The following is a 17,433-nucleotide window of genomic DNA, read 5'->3' on the forward strand; positions in this document are numbered from 1 at the left end:
AAGGGGAATTCCGTGACGTGCGAGTGTCATGCCGGTGAGATCGGGTTCAGGCTCCGGGCCGGTTCCCGCTGGGGATCGTGATGCGGGTCGTCGTCGGTGAGGTCCCCTTGTTGAGGAACAACATCGCCAGCGCGCGCACCATTTGGTCGAGCATGTAGAAGCCCGCGGGGATGACGGGGATCAGCCCTTCCCGGAACGCGATGTAGGCGGGCCACGCGGTGCGGATGAGGGCGGCGGAAGCGTAGTCGCGGCGCAGTCCGAGCCAGTCGCCGATCGCGTCGCTCAGCACGTACCGCACGAACTCGTTGAGGAATCCGCGCGTGACACCCAAATCGACCTGTGCGGTCAAGCCGAGCAGGTCTTCGGCGAGTTCCTTGCCCTCGTGCGACGGGGAAAGGATCGGGGTGAGCACCTGCGCCGACTGCGCGTGCGCGGCGGCCCACGTCTGCGGGATGAACTCCTCCCGCACGCCGAGCAGATGGATCGCGACCTGCCACATGTGGAGGAAGGCGGCCTCGTCCGCGGCCGACATCGGGACCTTCCATTCGCGCAGCTTCCGGTGCACGAAGGTGCCGAGACTGTGGAAGGTGACCAGGATGTCGCCGTTGCTGATCGGGATCCGTTCGTCCGCGACGGCCTTCCAGTGCGCCGACTGCGGCAACAGGTGACGTACCGCGGCGTGCACCAGCCGCGTCTTGTTGGCGGTGACCACGAACTGGCCGTCGGGCTCGAAAGCGTTGAGGTCGCTCAGGTCGTAGCCGAAAGTGAAGGTCTTGGCGGCGCGATCCTGCATGTCGGCCCCGCCCGCGGACCAGTAGACGGATTTGGCCTCGCGCGGGATGACCGTGCTCATGATGCCGCTGCCGAGCCCGTACAGCATGAACAGATAGGTGTCCTTGCGCCGGTTGAAATCGGCCGCGCGGCGCAGCTTCGCGGGATCGGCCCAGGACGGCAACTTGTTGACGCGCTGGAGGTAACCCGCCAGATCGGCGGGAAGGCCGCCGGGCAGCGGATCGTTGTTGTCCACCCACGGGCCGATCGCGGTGTTGACCGCCGGAACCTGGCCTGCTTCGAGGACCGCCGCCATGATGCGGTCGATTTCGTCGTCCCAGACCCACCAAGGATCGGCGGCCGACCCGGTCCGGGTCTCGCCCCAGGCGGGCGCGACGCTCGCCGCGCCGACAAGGCCCAACGCGACGCCGAGGGACAGAACATTCCTCCTGCTGAGATCGCTCATTTACTTACCTAACTTCCTTGGTAGGTTCGGGACGCTTCCGGTGCGTCCGATGAGTGATTCCTGATTAACATAACGAAGCGGTCCGGTGGTCGGCAAGGGAAGCCCCGACCTGAATCGGTCCCCTTCGACCGAGGTCAGACTCGTTTCTGGTCCAGATCGCGAAGCGCGCCCTTGGGCACTTTCCCGCCCGCGTTGCGAGGAAGTTCGGGGACCAGCACGAGATCCTTGGGCAGCTTGAACGACGCGAGCCTGCCGTCGAGGAACGCGGTCAGTTCCTCCAGTGACAGTGCGGCCTCCGGCGGGGTGGTGACGAACGCGACCGGCACCTGGCCCCAGCGTTCGTCGGCCCTGCCGATCACGGCGACCTCCAGTACCGACGGATGCGCGGAGATCGCGTTCTCCAGTTCGGCGCAGTAGATGTTCTCGCCACCGCTGATGATCATGTCCTTCTTGCGGTCGACCACCCAGACGAAGCCGTCGCCGTCCTGCGTCACCAGGTCGCCGGAGTGGAACCAGCCGCCCGCGAAGGCCTCCGCGGTCTCCTGCGGTTTGTTCCAGTAGCCCTTGGTCACCGTGGGGCCGCGGTAAACGATCTCGCCCACTTCTCCCGGTGCGACGTCGTTCATGTCGTCGTCCACGACGCGGTATTGGAGGGTCGGGATCGGCTTGCCGACGGAACCGAGCTTGCGCACCGAATCCTCGCCGCTGAGCACGCAGGTGATCGGGGAGGTTTCGGTCTGGCCGAACACGGCGACGTTGAGCGCGCCGGGGAACTTCCCGGCCATGGCCAGCAGGGTCGCCCGGCTCGCGGGCGCGGCGCCCCAGCTGATGATCCGCAGCTTCAGGTCCCGCGCGGCGATATCCGGCTCGGCGCAGATCTGGTCCCACTGCTGGGGAACGTTGAACACGACGGTGGCGCCCTCGCGTTCGTAGGCGTCGAGCACCGCGCGAGGGTCGAAGGCGCCCAGCGGGTGGATCACGACCACGCTGCCGACCAGGAAGTTCGCCACGATCGAACCGAGGCCTGCGATGTGGAAGAAGGGCGCGGTCAGGAAACCGACGTCGGAATCGTCGAAGATCTTCATCGCCCGGATGCAGGTGAGCGCCTGCAACTGCATGTTCCGATGGGAGAGCAATACGCCTTTCGGCCTGCCGGTGGTGCCCGAGGTGTACATGATCAGCGCCGTCGACTCCTCGCTGACGTCGGGCAGGTCCATCGGCTCCCGCGCGTTCAGGAATTCCTCGTACGCAGTGCGGCCCTCGTCCGGCTCGCCGACGACGAGCACCGTCCCGATCGCCGCGGCGCTCGGCGCGGCCTCGAGCAGGGGGAGCAGCCGCTCGTCGACGACGATGGCGGACGGCGTGCAGTCGGCGAGGATGTAGTCGAGTTCCGCGGGTGCGAGCCGGAAACTGAGCGGGACGGCCATGGCGCCCAGGCTGTTCGCCGCGAACACGGTTTCCACGAACCACGGGTGGTTCAGGGTCAGCGTGGCCACGCGATGGCCTTCGGCGACACCCTGTCCGGCGAGGGCGGCCGCCAAGCGCAACGACCGCTGCGACAGCTGTGCCCAGGTGGTCGTCTCCCCGAGGTAACGCAGGGCGGGCTTGTCCGGTCGGGTCATCGCGTGCGTGGCCGCGTGCGCCATCCAGTGGTGCCGGAAGGACGAGGCGGGAGCCGAAGCGGTCGACATGGCCATCCTCAGGTGTCGGAACGGTACTGGTCGCGAGGCCAGTATGCATGCCGAGCCGCCGGTTGAGAAGCGATAAGTTAATCGAGAATCACATCGTTGGCCGGTCGGCGCCGGACGGTTCGGGCGGTGGTGATCCGGTTCGTGGTTGACTTCCCCGCATGGCCCTGTTCCCGCCCGCAGCCGTCCGGATCCGGCGATGAGCGCCGACTCGACCGCGGCCGTCCGGCCTCGCAACCGCAAGCAACTGATCGTCGACGCGGCCGGGCGGATCTTCAGCGAACACGGGTATCACGCGGCTTCGATGGAGGAGATCGCCGCCGACGTGGGCATCACCGCGGCGGCCCTCTACCGGCACTTCCCGAACAAGTACGCGCTGTTCGCCGCTTGCGCGAACGTGATGGCGGACCGGCTCGCCGCCACCCTCGACGAGGTGCCGTCCGGCGCGCCGCTGGCGGACGTGCTCGCCGCCGTCACCCAGGGCACGGTGACCCACCGCGCGTCGAGTGGCCTGTACCGCTGGGAATCCCGGTATCTCGACAGCGACGACAGGCACGCGCTGGGGGAGAAGTTCGCGAGAGTCGTCGACCGGGTGACCGAGGCGGTGCGGCGGGAGTACCCGCTCCCCGACCCGGGGCTGCGGGCGGTGGCCGCGCTCGGGGTGATCGGGTCCATCACGATGCACCGGACCTCGATCGCCCAGCGCCGCGTCGAAGAGGTGCTGGTGGAGTCCGCCCTGCGGGTGGTCGCGACCGACCCGACGACGAGCGTCGCGGGTGCGGGCGCCGTCGAGCTGCCGTCCCGGCCCGTGCCGCGCACGCGGCGTTCGGAGATTCTCGCGGCCGCCATCCCGCTGTTCGAGCGGGACGGTTTCGCCAACGTCACGAACGGGCGGATCGCCGAAGCCGTGGGGCTGGTCCCGTCCGCGCTCTACCGGTATTTCCCCGGCAAGGCCGACATTCTCGCCGCCGCCTGTCTCCAGGCCGCGGGGATACTGGCCCAAGCGGTGGAACAGAACCTTCACGGGGTCGACGGTCCGCACGACGCCCTGCTCGCGCTGGCGCGGACCTATGTGGCCTACAGCTTCGAACACACCGCGCTCACCAGTGTCGCCAACGCCGAACTGGCGGGCCTGCCCGCGGCTCTCCAGCGGCCGTTGGTCAGCGCGCAGCGCGAGCACATCGCCGTCTGGGAGCAGCAACTGCGGTCGGCGCGGCCGGAACTCGATCAGCGTCAGGCGAGGGTGCTCGTGCACGCCGGTTTCGGCGTGGTGGTCGAAGCAGGCCGGAGGGTGCGGTGGGAGGACGTCCCCGCCAACCGTGACGCCGTCAGCGCGCTGCTCGTGGGCGCGTTGGGGGTCTGACGCCGGGCTGTCACTGTTCTCGGTGGCCGAGGCCGGCGGAAACCTGTTGTGCCGCACGGCCGACGACGCGGTTCAGGCCGCGCATCCGGGCGGCGGGCATGTACGGCCTGGTCGCCGAAACGCTGATGGCCCCGGCGATCTCGCCGGTGGCGTCCCGGATCGGCGCCGCGACGCAGCGGATCCCCGGCTCGTTGTCTTCGAGGTCCATCGCCACCCCGGACTCCGCGTACTCGCGCATCCGCGCCAGGAACGCGTCGAGGTCCTCGGGGTGCACCCGGCCCGGTTCCGCCGGGGTTTCGGCCAGGTACAGCTCCCGCCATTCCGGCGAGGAGTCCAGCAGGAGTGCCATGCCGACACCGGTGCGGGTCAAGGGCATCCGGTGCCCGATCCGGGAACGCATCTCCGCGCCCCGTGAACCCGGCAGCTTGTCCAGGTACAGCACCGAATCCCCGTCTCGGACGGCGAGGTGCACCGTGTCGCGCAACTGGGCGGCCAGCTCCTCCAGCACCGGCCGGGCGACCACCGGCAGCGGACTTCCGTGCAGGGCCTGGAAACCCAGTTCGATCAGGGTGGGGCCGAGGGTGTATCCGTCCCGCCCGCTGCGCAGGTAGCCCTCGCTCACCAGCAGCTGGACCAGCCGATGCGTCGTGCTGCGGCCCAGCCCGGTGCGCTCGACCAGGGTGCGGAGATCGGTCGCGCCGCCCGCGACGGCGCGGATCACCGCGAGACCGCGGGCGAGGGTCTGGGTGCCGGGCGGCGCTGGTTCGGACATGCTCGAATCCTACATATAGGGACGGCGATCGCATTATCGGGAACGCCGCCGCACGATGTCGCTCGTGACGGACATCGGACCCGCCTTGATCGCGCTCGACTGGGGAACCTCCGGTCAGCGTGCCTGGCTGCTCGGCAGGACCGGCGAGATCCTGGCCGCCCGCGACACCGGGCGCGGACTGCTCACCACGACCGAGGACGTGGACTCGCGGGACCCGCGAGCCAGAGCCGCCGCCTACGAGTCCGCCTTCCGGGAGACCTGCGGAGACTGGCTCAGGGCGTTCCCCGGGCTGCCGTCCATCGCCGGCGGCATGGTGGGCAGCGCGCAGGGCTGGGCCGACTCCGGCTATCGCACCGTCCCGGCGAAACCGGACTCCCCGTCGCTCGTCCCGGTGTCCCATCGCGACGGCGTGCTCCACCTCGTGCCGGGACTGCGGATCCCCTCCGGTGAGCACCCCGGCGACGTGATCCGCGGTGAGGAAACGCAACTGGTCGGCGTGCTGGAGGCGCTCGGCGAACCCACCGGGCCGCTCACCGTGGTGCTGCCCGGTACGCACAGCAAATGGGTCCGTGTCGAGAACGGGCTCGTGACGGACTTCGCCACCGCGATGACCGGCGAACTGTACGGATTGCTGACCACGCACGGCATCCTGGCCCGCACGGCCGCCGGTCCGGTCCCCGACGACGAGGCGTTCTCGCGGGGTTTGGTCGCGGGACTGCGTTCGCGGGGGCTCGCCACCGAGGCCTTCGGTGCGCGTCCGCTCGTGCTCGACGGCGTACTCGAACCGGCGTCGTTGCCGGACTACCTCTCGGGCGTGTTGATCGCCGACGAGGTCTCCCATCTGCTGCGTGACTCGGATACCCGCGTGGTGCTGTGCGGAGCGAGCGAACTCTGCCGTCGCTACGCCGCCGCACTCGCCGAAAGGGGAGTGGAGGCGACCGTGCTGTCCGAGGAGATCACCGCCAGGGGGCTGTGGCGGATCGCGACGGCCGCCGGACTGCTCGAAGATCGTCTCGAAAGGACAGTGAAGCCGTGACCGGTTTGATCGCGATCCTGCGCGGAGTGACCCCTGCCGAGGTCGTCGGCGTCGGCAGGGCGCTCGTCGACGCGGGATTCCCCGCCATCGAAGTGCCACTGAATTCGCCGGAACCGTTCGAGAGCGTCCGCCTGCTCGCCGACGCGTTCGGGGAGCGGTGCGCGATCGGCGCGGGCACCGTGCTCACCACCGAAGACGTCGGGCGGGCCCGGGAGGCCGGCGCGCGGATGATCGTGGCGCCCAACGGTGATCCCGCGGTGATCTCCGCCGCCGTGGCCGCGGGCATGACGCCGTATCCCGGCGTGGCGACGCCCACCGAAGCGTTCGCCGCGCTGGCCGCGGGTGCCCGGCACCTCAAGCTGTTCCCCGCCGACGCGGTCGGGATCGGGGGGATGAAGGCGTGGCGCGCGGTGCTGCCGCGCGAGGTCGAACTGCTGCCGGTCGGCGGCGTCGACGCGACGAACTTGGCGGCCTGGGCCGCCGCCGGTGCGGCCGGAGCGGGGCTGGGTTCCTGCCTCTACCGCCCGGGTGACAGCGCGGACGCGGTCGCCGTCCGTGCTCGTGAACTCTCCGAGATCTGGCACCAGGACTAAGGAAGAAACCGATGAAGATCGTGTCAATGACGACATATCAGGTGCCGCCCCGCTGGTCGTTCCTGAAGATCGAGACCGACGAGGGCGTCACAGGCTGGGGCGAACCGGTCCTGGAGGGCCGGGCCGCCTCCGTGGCCGCCACCGTGGAGGAGCTTTCCGACTACCTGATCGGCAAGGATCCCTCGCGGATCGAGGATCTGTGGACGGTCCTCTACCGCGGCGGGTTCTATCGCGGCGGCGGCGTCCACATGAGCGCACTGGCCGGGATCGACCAGGCCTTGTGGGACATCAAGGGCAAGGCGCTCGGCGTGCCGGTCCACGAACTGCTCGGCGGCCGCGTGCGCGACCGGATCAAGGTGTACTCGTGGATCGGCGGCGACCGTCCCGCCGAGACCGCCCGCGCCGCACGCGAGGTGGTGGACCGCGGGTTCAGCGCGGTGAAGATGAACGGGACCGAGGAACTGTCCTATCTGGACACCTGGGACAAGGTCGATCGCTGTGTGGCCAACGTCGACGCCGTCCGCCGGGCGGTGGGCCCGAACATCGGCATCGGGGTGGACTTCCACGGCCGCGTGCACAAGCCGATGGCCAAGGTCCTGCTGCGCGAACTGGAGCCGTACCGGCTGATGTTCGTCGAGGAACCGGTGCTGTCCGAACACGTCGACGGCTTCGCCGACGTCCTGCGCAACTCGCCGATCCCCATCGCGCTCGGCGAACGGCTGTATTCGAGGTGGGATTTCAAGGCGGTCCTGGCCTCGGGCGCCGTCGACATCATCCAGCCGGATCCGTCGCACTGCGGCGGCATCACCGAAGCACGCAAGATCGCGCACATGGCCGAGGCCTACGACGTCGGGCTGGCCCTGCACTGCCCGCTCGGCCCGATCGCGCTGGCGGCCTGCCTGCAGATCGACGCGGGCTGCTACAACGCCACGATCCAGGAACAGAGCCTCGGCATCCACTACAACACGAGCAACGACCTCCTCGACTACCTGGCCGATCCGTCGGTGTTCGCCTACGACGACGGGCAGGTCGCCATCCCCGCCCGCCCGGGGCTCGGCATCGAGATCAACGAGGAGTACGTCGCCGAACGGGCGGCCGAGGGACATCGCTGGCGGAATCCGGTGTGGCGGCACACCGACGGCTCGTTCGCGGAATGGTGAGCGCGATGACCACTTCCGTCCACACAGGACTCACCACCCGCCCGTCCCGGTACCGGATGCTCATCGCGGTGATGCTGTTCATCACCGTCGTCATCAACTATCTGGACCGCTCGAACCTGTCGATCGCGATGCCCGCGATCGCCGGCGAACTCGAGCTGTCCAAAGCGGAACAGGGTCTGCTCCTGTCGGCCTTCGGCTGGACGTACGCCGCGTTGCAGCTTCCCGGCGGCTGGCTCGTCGACAAGATCCCGCCGCGGCTGCTCTATCCGGCCTGCCTGATCCTGTGGTCGCTCGCGACCTTGTTCATGGGGGTGTTCGGCGGGTTCGTCGCGCTGATCGCGTTGCGGCTGATGGTCGGTGTCTTCGAGGCACCCGCCTATCCGATCAACAGCAAGATCGCGACCGTCTGGTTCCCGGAACGCGAACGTGCCACGGCGATCGGTTTCTACACCTCGGGCCAGTTCATCGGCCTCGCCCTGCTGACGCCGGTGCTGTCCTGGTTGCAGACCGCGCTGTCGTGGCACTGGGTGTTCATCGCCACCGGGCTGGTCGGCATCCTCTGGGCGGTGCTCTGGTACGCCAAGTACCGCGAGCCGCGCGACTCGCGGGCCAACGAGGCCGAGGTGGAGCTGATCCGCTCCGGCGGCGGCCTGGTGGACCTGCCGAGCGAGCGGCCGGAGCGGGCGCGGATCACGCGCGCGGATCTGGCGACCGTGCTGGGCAGCCGGAAACTGTGGGGAATCTACTTCGGACAGTTCTGCCTGACCTCGACGCTCTGGTTCTTCCTCACCTGGTTCCCGACCTATCTCGTCGAATACCGGGAAATGGACTACATCAAGTCCGGCTTCCTCGCGTCGTTGCCGTTCATCGCGGCACTGATCGGTGTGCTGGCTTCCGGTGTGCTGTCGGACTTCCTGGTCCGGCGCGGCGCGTCGCTCGGAGTGGCGCGCAAAGGCCCGATCATCGCCGGGCTGCTGCTGAGCACCGTGATGGTCGGGGCCGGTTTCACCGACTCGACCACGCTGGTCATCGTGATCCTCTCGGTCGCGTTCTTCGGAAACGGTCTCGCGTCGATCACCTGGTCGCTCGTCTCCGCGCTGGCGCCGCGACGGCTGCTCGGGCTGACCGGCGGGATGTTCAACTTCATCGGCAACCTGTCGTCGATCGCCACCCCGATCGTCATCGGCCTGATCGTCACCGATGACAGCTTCGCGCCCGGCTTCGCCTACATGACCGTGATCACGGTCGCCGGGATCCTGTCGTACGTCTTCCTGGTCGGCAAGGTCGAACGTGTCGCGGAACGGGGTGTGACCAGCACTGCATAGATACGCCCTAGGGGTAACTAGGTCTCGAAAGGGGCCGCGGGCATCGCGATCGCGGGTGGCTTCCTGGCCATGGCCACCCTGCGCTTCCCCCGGAGCGCGACGAGTGAAGTCGCCGGAGGTGACCCGGCGGTGCTGCGATGACCGGCTGTACCACCGCGTGGAGGGCTAGACCATTTCCAGGGCCGCCCTCCACACGGCGTTTCGGAACCTAGGCGCTGTGACGGCCTCACATCTCGCTGGGCTGCTTCGTCGGATGGGCAGAACACCCCTTACGACAAAGGAGATCGCGATGAACGCCAGGCTCGACTATTTCGGCAACCCGGTCGGTGGCAAGTTCCTCAAGGCCCTCGTTTCGGCGAACAGGGCGCTGGTCGACTCGCCGCTGCCGCTCACGATCCAAGAGCTGGTACGGATGCGCGCGAGTCAGATCAACGGATGCGCGGTGTGCCTGGACATCCACACCAAGGAAGCCGCCGCCGCGGGCGAGACGGACGTGCGGATCAATCTGGTCGCGGCGTGGCGGGAGGCGACCGTCTTCACCGAGCCCGAGCGGGCCGCGCTGGAGCTCGCCGAGCAGGCCTGCCGGATGGCCGACGGCGGCGTCGTCACCGATGAGGCGTGGGCGAACGCCGCCAAGCATTTCGACGAGGACCAGCTCGCCGCGCTGGTGGGCGTGATCTCGTTGATCAACGCCTTCAACCGGTTGAACGCCATCGTCCAGAACCCCGCCGGGGACTACCGGGTCGGCCAGTTCGCCTGACTGGGGGAGAGACCATGATCATCACCGAAACAGAGCGCAATCGGGCGGTGTTCGCCCGCTTCCACGACGCGACCAACACCGGCAGCGTCCAGCTCATCGAGAAGACGATCGACGACGTCGTCGCTCCGGACGTGGTGTTCCACGCGCCGGTGCCGATGGACACGACAGGGGCGCAGGCACTGAAACAAGTGTGGACGGTGCTGCTTCGCGCCTTCCCCGATCTGCGAGTCACGGCCGAGGACGTGCTCGCCGACGGGGACAAGATCGTCTGCCGGAACACCGTCACCGGCACCCATCAAGGTGAGTTCCGGGGCCTGCCCGCCACCGGAAAGCAGGTTTCCTACGGCGAGATCTTCATTCTCCGGTTCGCCGGGGGGCGGATCACCGAGATCTGGGGCGTCGTCGACGTCCTCAGCCAGCTGCGGCAACTCGGCGCCCTCCCGGCGTAGCGGTCACGCGTCTGTCCAAGGCCGGAGTTTCTCGGGATTCCGTACTCCCCAGATGTGCCGGATCCGGTCTTCGGCGACGTGGAACGCGAATACGGCGACGGTCAGCTCGGCCTGCCGGAGCACCAGGCCGGGCCGGCCGTTGACGGTCTGCTCCAGAAGTTCGAGGCCGGATGTCTTCTCCGCCACCGACATGAGATAGGACGCGACCTCCTCGCGGCCCTCGAAGGGGTGGAGCGCGGCGCTGACGAGTCCGCCGCCGTCGCCGACCGCCTTGACGTCGGGATCGAGGAGACCGATGAGCGCCTCGATGTCCTTGGCCTCCCAAGCCTTCTTGAAATCCTTGATGAGATCGGCCTGCCGGGCGATCGGGGCCGCGGAAACCCGGGACGCCCGGATGCGGCGGCGCGCCGAGGAGGCGAGCTGACGGCACGCGGCCGGGGTGCGGCCGACGATCTCCGCGACCTCGGCGAAGGCATAGCGGAACACGTCGTGCAGCACGAACGCGACCCGCTCGGCCGGGGTCAGCGATTCGAGTACGACGAGGAACGCCATGTTGATCGACTCGTCGAGGGTGATCCGGTCGGCGGGGTCGGTGGCCGGAGGTCGTCCGGTCGTCCATTCGACCCGCCCCGGCAACGGTTCGGGAAGCCATTCGCCGACGTAGCGTTCCCGTCGCGCGCGTGCCGAACCGAGGAGATCCAGGCAGATGCGGCTGGCGACCGTCGTCAGCCAGGCACCGGGGGACTCGATCGCGTCCCGCCGGGCGGGGGACAAGGCGTACCAGCGGGTGTAGGTCTCCTGCACCACGTCCTCGGCCTCGGACAGGGAACCGACCAGGCGATACGCGAGCCCGATCAGCTGACGCCGCTCACTCACGATCGCCTTCAGGCCCGGATCGTGCTCTTGTTCTTGTTCGGATGGCTGGTTCACGGGATTCGCCCCCCTGTTCGCGTGCGTTGTCCCGGGTACGACGAGACACCGCCGCCGGATGTGAGGTGGCGGCGTTCTCCGGCGCTACGCGGTCGCCGTGCGGGGGAAGTCCTTGCGCTTGATCTTGGCCCGGCGCCCGTCCGGATGGTGGAAGACGACGCCTTCGGCCGTGTGCCCCGGAGAGAACCGGCTGTCCAGTGTGGCGAGGAAATCCCGGAGTTCGTGGTAGCTGCGCGGTACCTCGGGCAGGGCGGGTGCCTGGAAGTCGAAGGGGACGCACCGGTGTTCTTCCAGCCCCAGTGGGTTGCCTTGGATGCGGGGACCGAGCGCCTCGCTCGGATGTTCCCCGTCCGGCCAAGCGGAGACGTCGGTGTTCCCGGCCGCCGCGAGGATCCACTTGTCGTCGGCGGACTCGCTGTCGGTGTCGACGTACCAGCCGTCCACGATGCCCTGCTGTTTCTGCGCCTTGCTCGGATTGCGGCGTTTCTCGACCCGGACCACCTGACCCGCGCGCACGGTCAGCCGGATGTTGGTGCCGTCGAGCTTCTCGGTGCCGACCCCGGCGCCTTCGAAGACCCACGCGCACTCGGCGCGAGGCCTGTCGACGACGTGGAAGCGCTCGTCGCGCTCGAAAAGCGTGGGGATCTTCTCCATGACGGTCTTCCCTTTCACGACTTGCCCGATGAGTTCCTCCGGAGTGATGGCGCCGACGGCCAGGCCGCCGGCGAGCGCCCGTATCAGCTCCGCCACGGGAACGTCGGCTTCGACCGCCACATGCTTCAGCGCCTTCTTCTCTTCCGGGGAGATCCAGGCGACCAGCCGCGACCATCCCTCGGGAGGCGTCCATCGGGCCAGCGCCGCAGGATCCTTGCGCGGCCTGCCCCGTCCTCGTGCCTGCTCCACGGCCGAACCGTGCCAGGCTCGGTCACTTGTGTCAATTGGCATAACAGAAAATTCGGGCCTTGGCGTGGTGACGCGGGGTGTGGAAATGGGGACGTTGAGTGTCCCTATTTCCACACACCCCCTCACGACAGGACTCCTGACGGCCTGATCGGCCCGGCAGGGCGGGGCACAGCCGTCGGGTGCTTCGGGGCGGCCGGTCGCTCCAGCGTCGTGCGCGGCGGATCGGGAACCACCGGACCGCGGTCAGTGGGCTCCCGCCTCTCGGAGGATCTGGGCGACGGTCGTCTGGCCCTTGGTCCTGGCGTGGGCGAGGGGACTGACGCCCTGCTTGTCGGCGAGGTTCACGTCCGCTCCCGCGGCGACGAGTGCTCGGACCACTTCCTGGTGGCGCGGCCCGCCGTCGCCGAGGACGACCGCTTCCAGCAACGCGGTCCAGCCGAGGTCGTTCACGTGGTCGACGTCGATCCCGCTGCCCGCGACCAAGCGCACGTACTCGGCGTGCCCGCGTTCGGAGGCGGGGATCAGCGAGACGCCGCCGAACCGGTTGGTGATGGTCAGATCCGGTTTGGCCTCGAGCAGCACCTTCGCCATCGGGACGCTTCCGGTGACGCCGGTGACCAGCCACGGTGTGTCATGCCGCTCGTCGAGTGCGTCCGGGTCGGCGCCCGCTTTGACGAGGACTTCGGCGACCTCGACCCGGTTCTCGGTGACGGCGACGAGCAGCGGGGTCCGGCCGCGATCGTCCCGTGTCTCCAGGTCGGCGCCCGCGTCGACCGCCTGCCTGACGAGGTTCGCGTCGGCTTCGAAGAGCTGGCTCACGGGGACTCCTTGGCGCGGCGGCTGAGCTGGAGAAGGCGTGGATGAAGCGGGCGGGGGTGGAGTGCTCGGTGCCTGGGGGGAGCAGGCACCGAGCACGAGGGCGGCGAGCAGCGCCACGGCCGCCCGCTCACCGCCCCTCAGCGAAGCTCCCCGATGGCGCGCAGGCCGGCCGTGGCGAACCGCTCGTCGAGGTCGCCGCTGGGCGCGCCGCCGACCCCGATCCCGGCGATCGGCGCGCCGTTCGCGGCGACCGGCACACCGCCGGCGAGGAAGAGCGTGCCGGGGATGTCGCGGATGGTCGGACCGTCACCCTGCGCGTTCTTGGCCAGCGCCGAGGTGGGCTGTCCGAAGGAGACCGCGGTGAAGGCCTTGCGCTTGGCGGACTCCTCCGTCTGCGGTCCGGCTCCATCGCCCTTGAGCAGGACGCGGACGTCACCCGAGCGGTCCAGCACGGCGACCGTGACCCGCTGGCCCTCCTTCTCCCCGGCGTCCAGCGCGGCCTGCGCGGCACGGGTGGCGGCGTCGATGCCGAGTACGCCGGTCTGCACGACGGCCTGCGCCGCGGGCGGCTGCGGTTTGCGGTCCTGTGCCTGCGCCGCACCCAGGCCGGTGGCGAGCGCGACGGTGGCGAGACCGGCCGTCATACCCAGGACGAGGCGAGTGCGGGGGAGCTTGGCGTTCATCGGATTTCCTTTGCCGTGAGGGGGTGTTCGTTCCCCTTCGACTTTCCCGGGCGGGCGGGCCGGGCGAATCGGGAGAGTGGATGCCGATCGGACGTCGTGTGATGGGTAGCCGTATCAACCGAACGATTGATGCGGGACACCCCGCCTTCCCGCATACGATCATCGGCGACGAAGGGAGGACCGAGTTGAAAGCGCATTTCGGGGCGGCCACGCGGCTGAACGCCGCCATGCACACCGGGTTCTTCCTGCTGCTGGCCGCGTCGGTGGCCAGGTTCGTCGCGGCGCACGGGTTAAGCGGCGCCACCCCGCTGATCCTCGCGCTCACCGGCGCGCTCGCGCTGGTCTACGCGGCCGGGGTGCTGAGCTGGGCCGTGCTCGAGCGGTGGCGTCCGGTGTGGCTGGCCACGGTGATCGCGATCTGGCTCGCGCTGGTGGTGGTGGCGCCGAGTTTCGCCTGGTGCGCGGTGCCGTTGTTCTTCGTCTGCCTGCAGGTGCTGCGCGCGCGGGTCGTGGTCGTGGTGGTCGTCCTGCTGACCGTCGCGACCATCCTCGCCCAGCTGAGGATCGCGACCGAATTCGACCCGAGCATCGTGCTCGCGCCCATCGCGGTCGCGCTGATGGCCACGATGACCTTCCTGCAACTCCACCGCGACCGGTTCCGGCTGGGGGAGGCCGTCAAACAACTCTTGGGCGCCAGGGTCGATCTGGCGCAGAGCCAGCGCCTGGCCGGGATGATGCACGAACGGGAGCGGCTCGCACGAGAGATCCACGACGCCCTCGCGCAGAGCCTCTCCAGTATGCGGATGCTGCTCCAGGCGGCGCAGCGGTCGTGGGACACGGACCCGGAACTGGCGAAGGGCTACGTGTCCCGCGCCGTCGACGCGGCGGGCGACACCCTCGACGAGGCACGCCGGTTCGTCAGAGGCCTGGGGTCGCCGCGGCTCGACGCCACCGATCTCGGCGAGACCTTGAAAGACCTCGCCGAGCAGATCGGGTTCGCCGCCATGCACGCGGTGCGCTTCGAGATCAGCGGAGACCCGTATCCGCTGGCACCACAGGTGGAGGCCGGTCTGCTCAGGATCGCGCAGGGAGCACTCGCGAACGTGACCGAACACGCGGGCGCGAGAGAAGCCGCCGTCACGCTGACCTACCTGGCCGACAAGGTCGTCCTCGACATCCGAGACGACGGTGTCGGCTTCGATCCGGCTGCCGCACGCGCGAGCGGGGACCGGGGGAACGGGCTGCGGATGATCAGCGAGCGGCTCGCCGAACTCGGTGGTGAGATGGTCATCGAGAGCGAACCGGGCGAGGGCACCGCGCTCCTCGCCGCCGTGCCCACCGTGTCCGGCGTGCCTACCGGGGAGGTCCCATGACGATCCGGGTGCTGATCGTCGACGACCATCCGGTGGTGCGGGCCGGGATCGCGGCCCTGCTCGCCGGGGAGCCCGGTTTCGACGTGATCGGCGAATGCGCGGGCGCCGACGAAGCCGTGCTGTTCGCCACCGCCGAGAAGCCGGACGTCGTGCTGATGGACCTGCAGCTCGGCGACGGCCCGGACGGGGTGAACGCCACCGAGCGCCTGACCGCCCTGCCGGATCCCCCGAAGGTGCTGGTGCTCACCACCTACGACGCCGAACTGGACATCACCAGGGCGGTGGCCGCCGGCGCCACCGGCTACCTGCTCAAGGCGGGGCCGCCCGAGGACCTCTTCCGCGGCATCCACGCCGCCTCGCGCGGCGAAACCGCCATGGCACCCCAGGTGGCTGCCCGGCTCTTCGGGCATATGCGGGCCCCGGCACCCGCGCTGAGCCCGCGTGAGACAGAGATCGTGCAGTTGGTGGCGGAAGGGCTGATCAACCGGCAGATCGCCGCGCGCCTGTTCATCTCCGAAGCAACCGTGAAGACACATCTGGTCCACATCTACGACAAACTCGGCGTCGACAGCCGTGCCGGTGCGGTGGCCGTCGCCACGGAACGGAGGATCATCCGCAACTGAAGGAGCACCCATGTTCCAGCCGCAGTTCGTGGACGTCGACGACGTCACGCTCCACCTCCAGGCCGGCGGTCCCGAAACCGGTCAGGCGGCGCTGTTCCTCCATGGCTGGCCCGACCTCTGGTTCACGTTCGAGCCGCAGATGACCGCGCTCGCCGAGCGGGGTTACCGGGTACTCGCGCCCGATCAGCGAGGCTACGGCCTGTCGTCCAAACCCGGCCTGGTGGCCGACTACCGGATGCCCGAGCTGGTCAAGGACATCGTGCTGCTCATCGAACGGCAGGGGACGGAGCCGGTGCACCTGGTCGGGCACGACTGGGGCGGGGCGGTGGCCTGGGTGGTGGCGATCGAGCGGCCCGACCTGGTCCGGTCGCTGACCATCGTCAACTGCCCGCATCCGCATGTCTTCGCCGAGGCACTGATCCGCAAACCCGCTCAGCTGCTGCGGAGCTGGTACATGGTGGCGTTCCAGATCCCCGGCCTCGCCGAGACGATCCTCGGTGCCCGTGACGGCGCGGTTCTCGCGGCGATGCTGAAACACGGCGCCCGGCTGAGCGACGCCGACGTCGACCGGCACCGCGCCGCCTGGCGCCGGTCAGGGGCGATCCAACGGCCCTTGTTCTGGTACCGCGCGCTGTTCCGGACGATCTCGCCGTTCGATCGCGCCGCGCGCGCCGAACTCGACCGGCCGGTCCACGTGCCGACCCAGATCATCTGGGGACGACGGGACGGTGCCTTCAGCACACGTCTCGTCGAACCCAGTGCCGCCTTGTGCGAGGAATCCGAAGTGCACTGGCTCGACGCGAGGCACTGGCCGCACCACGAAGAACCCGAGCGGGTCACCGAATTGCTGGAAACCTGGTTCGCCAGGCACGCGGACCGGGCCTGATCCGGCCGGAGTTCCTCATGGGACGGCGGGGCGGAGTTCCAGCGTGCAGCATTTGACGCTCCCGCCGCCCTTGAGCAGCTCCGAAAGATCGGCGCCGATCGGTTCGAAACCGCGCTCGCGCAGCTGTGCGTTCAGTCCCGTCGCGGCCTGCGGCAGGATGACGTGCCGCCCGTCGGAGACCGCGTTCAGGCCGAACGCCGCGGCGTCGGCGGCCGAAGCGGTGATGGCGTCCGGGTACAGCTCTTCGAGCCGCTGCCTGCTTTCTTCGGTGAAGGCCTGCGGGAAGTACATGATCAGGTCGTCGTCCAGGACGGTCAGGGCGGTGTCCAGATGGTAGTAACGCGGGTCGGTCAAGGTCAGTCCCACCACCGGCACTCCGAAGAATTCGGCACTCTCGTCGTGTGCGCGGCGGTCGGTGCGGAAACCCGAACCCGCCAGGATACGGGAGCCCGCGACCAGGAAGTCGCCTTCGCCCTCGTTGTGCCACCGGGCCTGCCGCACGTCGCGGTAACCGTGCTCGGTGAACCAGTTCAGGTAAGCCGTGGATTCCCGGCGACGGTGCCGGTGGTGGAAGTGCGCGACCAGCACCTTGCCGTTCACCACGGTGGCACCGTTGGCCGCGTACACCATGTCCGGCAAGCCCGGCACCGGATCGAGCAGGTCCACCCGGTGGCCCAGTTCGACGTAAAGGTCGCGCAGCCATTCCCACTGGGTGATCGCGAGCCGGGTGTCGGTGGGTTTGCCGGGATCCATCCACGGATTGATCGAGTACTCGACGTCGAAGTACGCCGGCCGGACCATGAGGTAGTGCCGCATGAGTGTTCTCCCCGGAG

The 17,433-nt window shown here is 69.0% G+C and carries 18 protein-coding genes; 10 read left to right on the forward strand and 8 right to left on the reverse strand.

The genetic code is table 11. From position 1 onward, the window contains the following. Positions 1-46: 46 nt before the first annotated feature. Both DMH03_RS29050 and DMH03_RS29055 read right to left on the reverse strand, forming a co-directional pair. On the reverse strand, positions 47-1,237 hold the full coding sequence (locus DMH03_RS29050; RefSeq protein WP_125795152.1) for an oxygenase MpaB family protein: 1,191 nt from the start codon (positions 1,235-1,237) through the stop codon (positions 47-49). Positions 1,238-1,371: 134 nt separating this feature from the next. Then, positions 1,372-2,928 (reverse strand): long-chain-fatty-acid--CoA ligase, encoded by a 1,557-nt coding sequence (locus DMH03_RS29055; RefSeq protein ID WP_125795153.1) that lies wholly within the window; start codon positions 2,926-2,928, stop codon positions 1,372-1,374. Between the two features lie 196 nt (positions 2,929-3,124). Between DMH03_RS29055 and DMH03_RS29060 the strand changes: the two genes are divergently transcribed. Further along, positions 3,125-4,288 carry a TetR/AcrR family transcriptional regulator gene (locus DMH03_RS29060; RefSeq protein ID WP_125795154.1) on the forward strand — a complete coding sequence of 388 codons (1,164 nt, stop codon included), beginning with the start codon at positions 3,125-3,127 and terminating at the stop codon, positions 4,286-4,288. Between the two features lie 10 nt (positions 4,289-4,298). Here DMH03_RS29060 and DMH03_RS29065 read toward each other — a convergent pair whose 3' ends face one another. Then, positions 4,299-5,060 carry an IclR family transcriptional regulator gene (locus DMH03_RS29065; protein ID WP_125795155.1) on the reverse strand — a complete coding sequence of 254 codons (762 nt, stop codon included), beginning with the start codon at positions 5,058-5,060 and terminating at the stop codon, positions 4,299-4,301. A 55-nt stretch (positions 5,061-5,115) separates the two neighbouring features. Between DMH03_RS29065 and DMH03_RS29070 the strand changes: the two genes are divergently transcribed. The 6 genes from DMH03_RS29070 (at position 5,116) to DMH03_RS29095 (ending at position 10,383) form a co-directional block, all read left to right on the forward strand. After that, a complete protein-coding gene (locus tag DMH03_RS29070) occupies positions 5,116-6,096 on the forward strand; it encodes a 2-dehydro-3-deoxygalactonokinase (RefSeq protein WP_125795156.1) in 981 nt (326 codons plus the stop codon). After that, positions 6,093-6,689: a 2-dehydro-3-deoxy-6-phosphogalactonate aldolase gene (locus tag DMH03_RS29075; protein ID WP_125795157.1), complete on the forward strand. Its 597-nt coding sequence runs from the start codon at positions 6,093-6,095 to the stop codon at positions 6,687-6,689. The genes DMH03_RS29070 and DMH03_RS29075 overlap by 4 nt, the downstream gene beginning before the upstream one ends. An 11-nt stretch (positions 6,690-6,700) precedes the next feature. Next, positions 6,701-7,849, forward strand: coding sequence for a galactonate dehydratase (gene dgoD, locus DMH03_RS29080; protein ID WP_125795158.1), 1,149 nt, complete (start codon positions 6,701-6,703; stop codon positions 7,847-7,849). A gap of 5 nt (positions 7,850-7,854) precedes the next feature. Next, positions 7,855-9,174, forward strand: coding sequence for an MFS transporter (locus tag DMH03_RS29085; RefSeq protein WP_199749057.1), 1,320 nt, complete (start codon positions 7,855-7,857; stop codon positions 9,172-9,174). A 289-nt stretch (positions 9,175-9,463) separates the two neighbouring features. After that, the gene (locus DMH03_RS29090) at positions 9,464-9,934 is read left to right on the forward strand and encodes a carboxymuconolactone decarboxylase family protein (protein WP_125795159.1); all 471 of its coding nucleotides are present in this window, start codon (positions 9,464-9,466) and stop codon (positions 9,932-9,934) included. A gap of 14 nt (positions 9,935-9,948) precedes the next feature. Next, complete coding sequence (locus DMH03_RS29095; RefSeq protein WP_125795160.1) at positions 9,949-10,383, forward strand: ester cyclase; 435 nt, start codon at positions 9,949-9,951, stop codon at positions 10,381-10,383. A gap of 3 nt (positions 10,384-10,386) precedes the next feature. Here DMH03_RS29095 and sigJ read toward each other — a convergent pair whose 3' ends face one another. The 4 genes from sigJ to DMH03_RS29115 form a co-directional block, all read right to left on the reverse strand. Then, positions 10,387-11,313 (reverse strand): RNA polymerase sigma factor SigJ, encoded by a 927-nt coding sequence (sigJ, locus tag DMH03_RS29100; RefSeq protein WP_125795161.1) that lies wholly within the window; start codon positions 11,311-11,313, stop codon positions 10,387-10,389. 84 nt (positions 11,314-11,397) lie between these two features. After that, positions 11,398-12,216 (reverse strand): hypothetical protein, encoded by an 819-nt coding sequence (locus tag DMH03_RS29105; protein ID WP_233611700.1) that lies wholly within the window; start codon positions 12,214-12,216, stop codon positions 11,398-11,400. A 243-nt stretch (positions 12,217-12,459) separates the two neighbouring features. Continuing rightward, positions 12,460-13,035, reverse strand: a complete 576-nt coding sequence (locus DMH03_RS29110; protein WP_125795162.1) for an ankyrin repeat domain-containing protein — start codon at positions 13,033-13,035, stop codon at positions 12,460-12,462. Between the two features lie 137 nt (positions 13,036-13,172). Then, positions 13,173-13,718 (reverse strand): heme-binding protein, encoded by a 546-nt coding sequence (locus DMH03_RS29115; RefSeq protein WP_125795163.1) that lies wholly within the window; start codon positions 13,716-13,718, stop codon positions 13,173-13,175. 185 nt (positions 13,719-13,903) lie between these two features. Here DMH03_RS29115 and DMH03_RS29120 point away from each other — a divergent pair, with 185 nt between their 5' ends. The 3 genes from DMH03_RS29120 to DMH03_RS29130 are packed head-to-tail and all read left to right on the forward strand — an operon-like array spanning position 13,904 to position 16,600. Further along, entirely contained in the window at positions 13,904-15,091 is a 1,188-nt protein-coding gene (locus tag DMH03_RS29120; protein ID WP_125795164.1) for a sensor histidine kinase, read from the forward strand. Next, on the forward strand, positions 15,088-15,714 hold the full coding sequence (locus DMH03_RS29125; protein WP_125795165.1) for a response regulator transcription factor: 627 nt from the start codon (positions 15,088-15,090) through the stop codon (positions 15,712-15,714). Before DMH03_RS29120 ends, DMH03_RS29125 begins: the two co-directional genes overlap by 4 nt. Before the next feature lie 10 nt (positions 15,715-15,724). After that, positions 15,725-16,600: an alpha/beta fold hydrolase gene (locus DMH03_RS29130; RefSeq protein ID WP_125795166.1), complete on the forward strand. Its 876-nt coding sequence runs from the start codon at positions 15,725-15,727 to the stop codon at positions 16,598-16,600. Positions 16,601-16,615: 15 nt separating this feature from the next. Here the strand turns inward: DMH03_RS29130 and ddaH are convergent, their stop codons facing one another. Beyond that, the gene (gene ddaH / locus DMH03_RS29135; protein ID WP_125795167.1) at positions 16,616-17,416 is read right to left on the reverse strand and encodes a dimethylargininase; all 801 of its coding nucleotides are present in this window, start codon (positions 17,414-17,416) and stop codon (positions 16,616-16,618) included. Positions 17,417-17,433: the final 17 nt, after the last annotated feature.

The sequence above is a fragment of the Amycolatopsis sp. WAC 01376 genome (assembly GCF_003947415.1).
In the GTDB taxonomy this organism is placed as follows: Bacteria; Actinomycetota; Actinomycetes; order Mycobacteriales; family Pseudonocardiaceae; genus Amycolatopsis.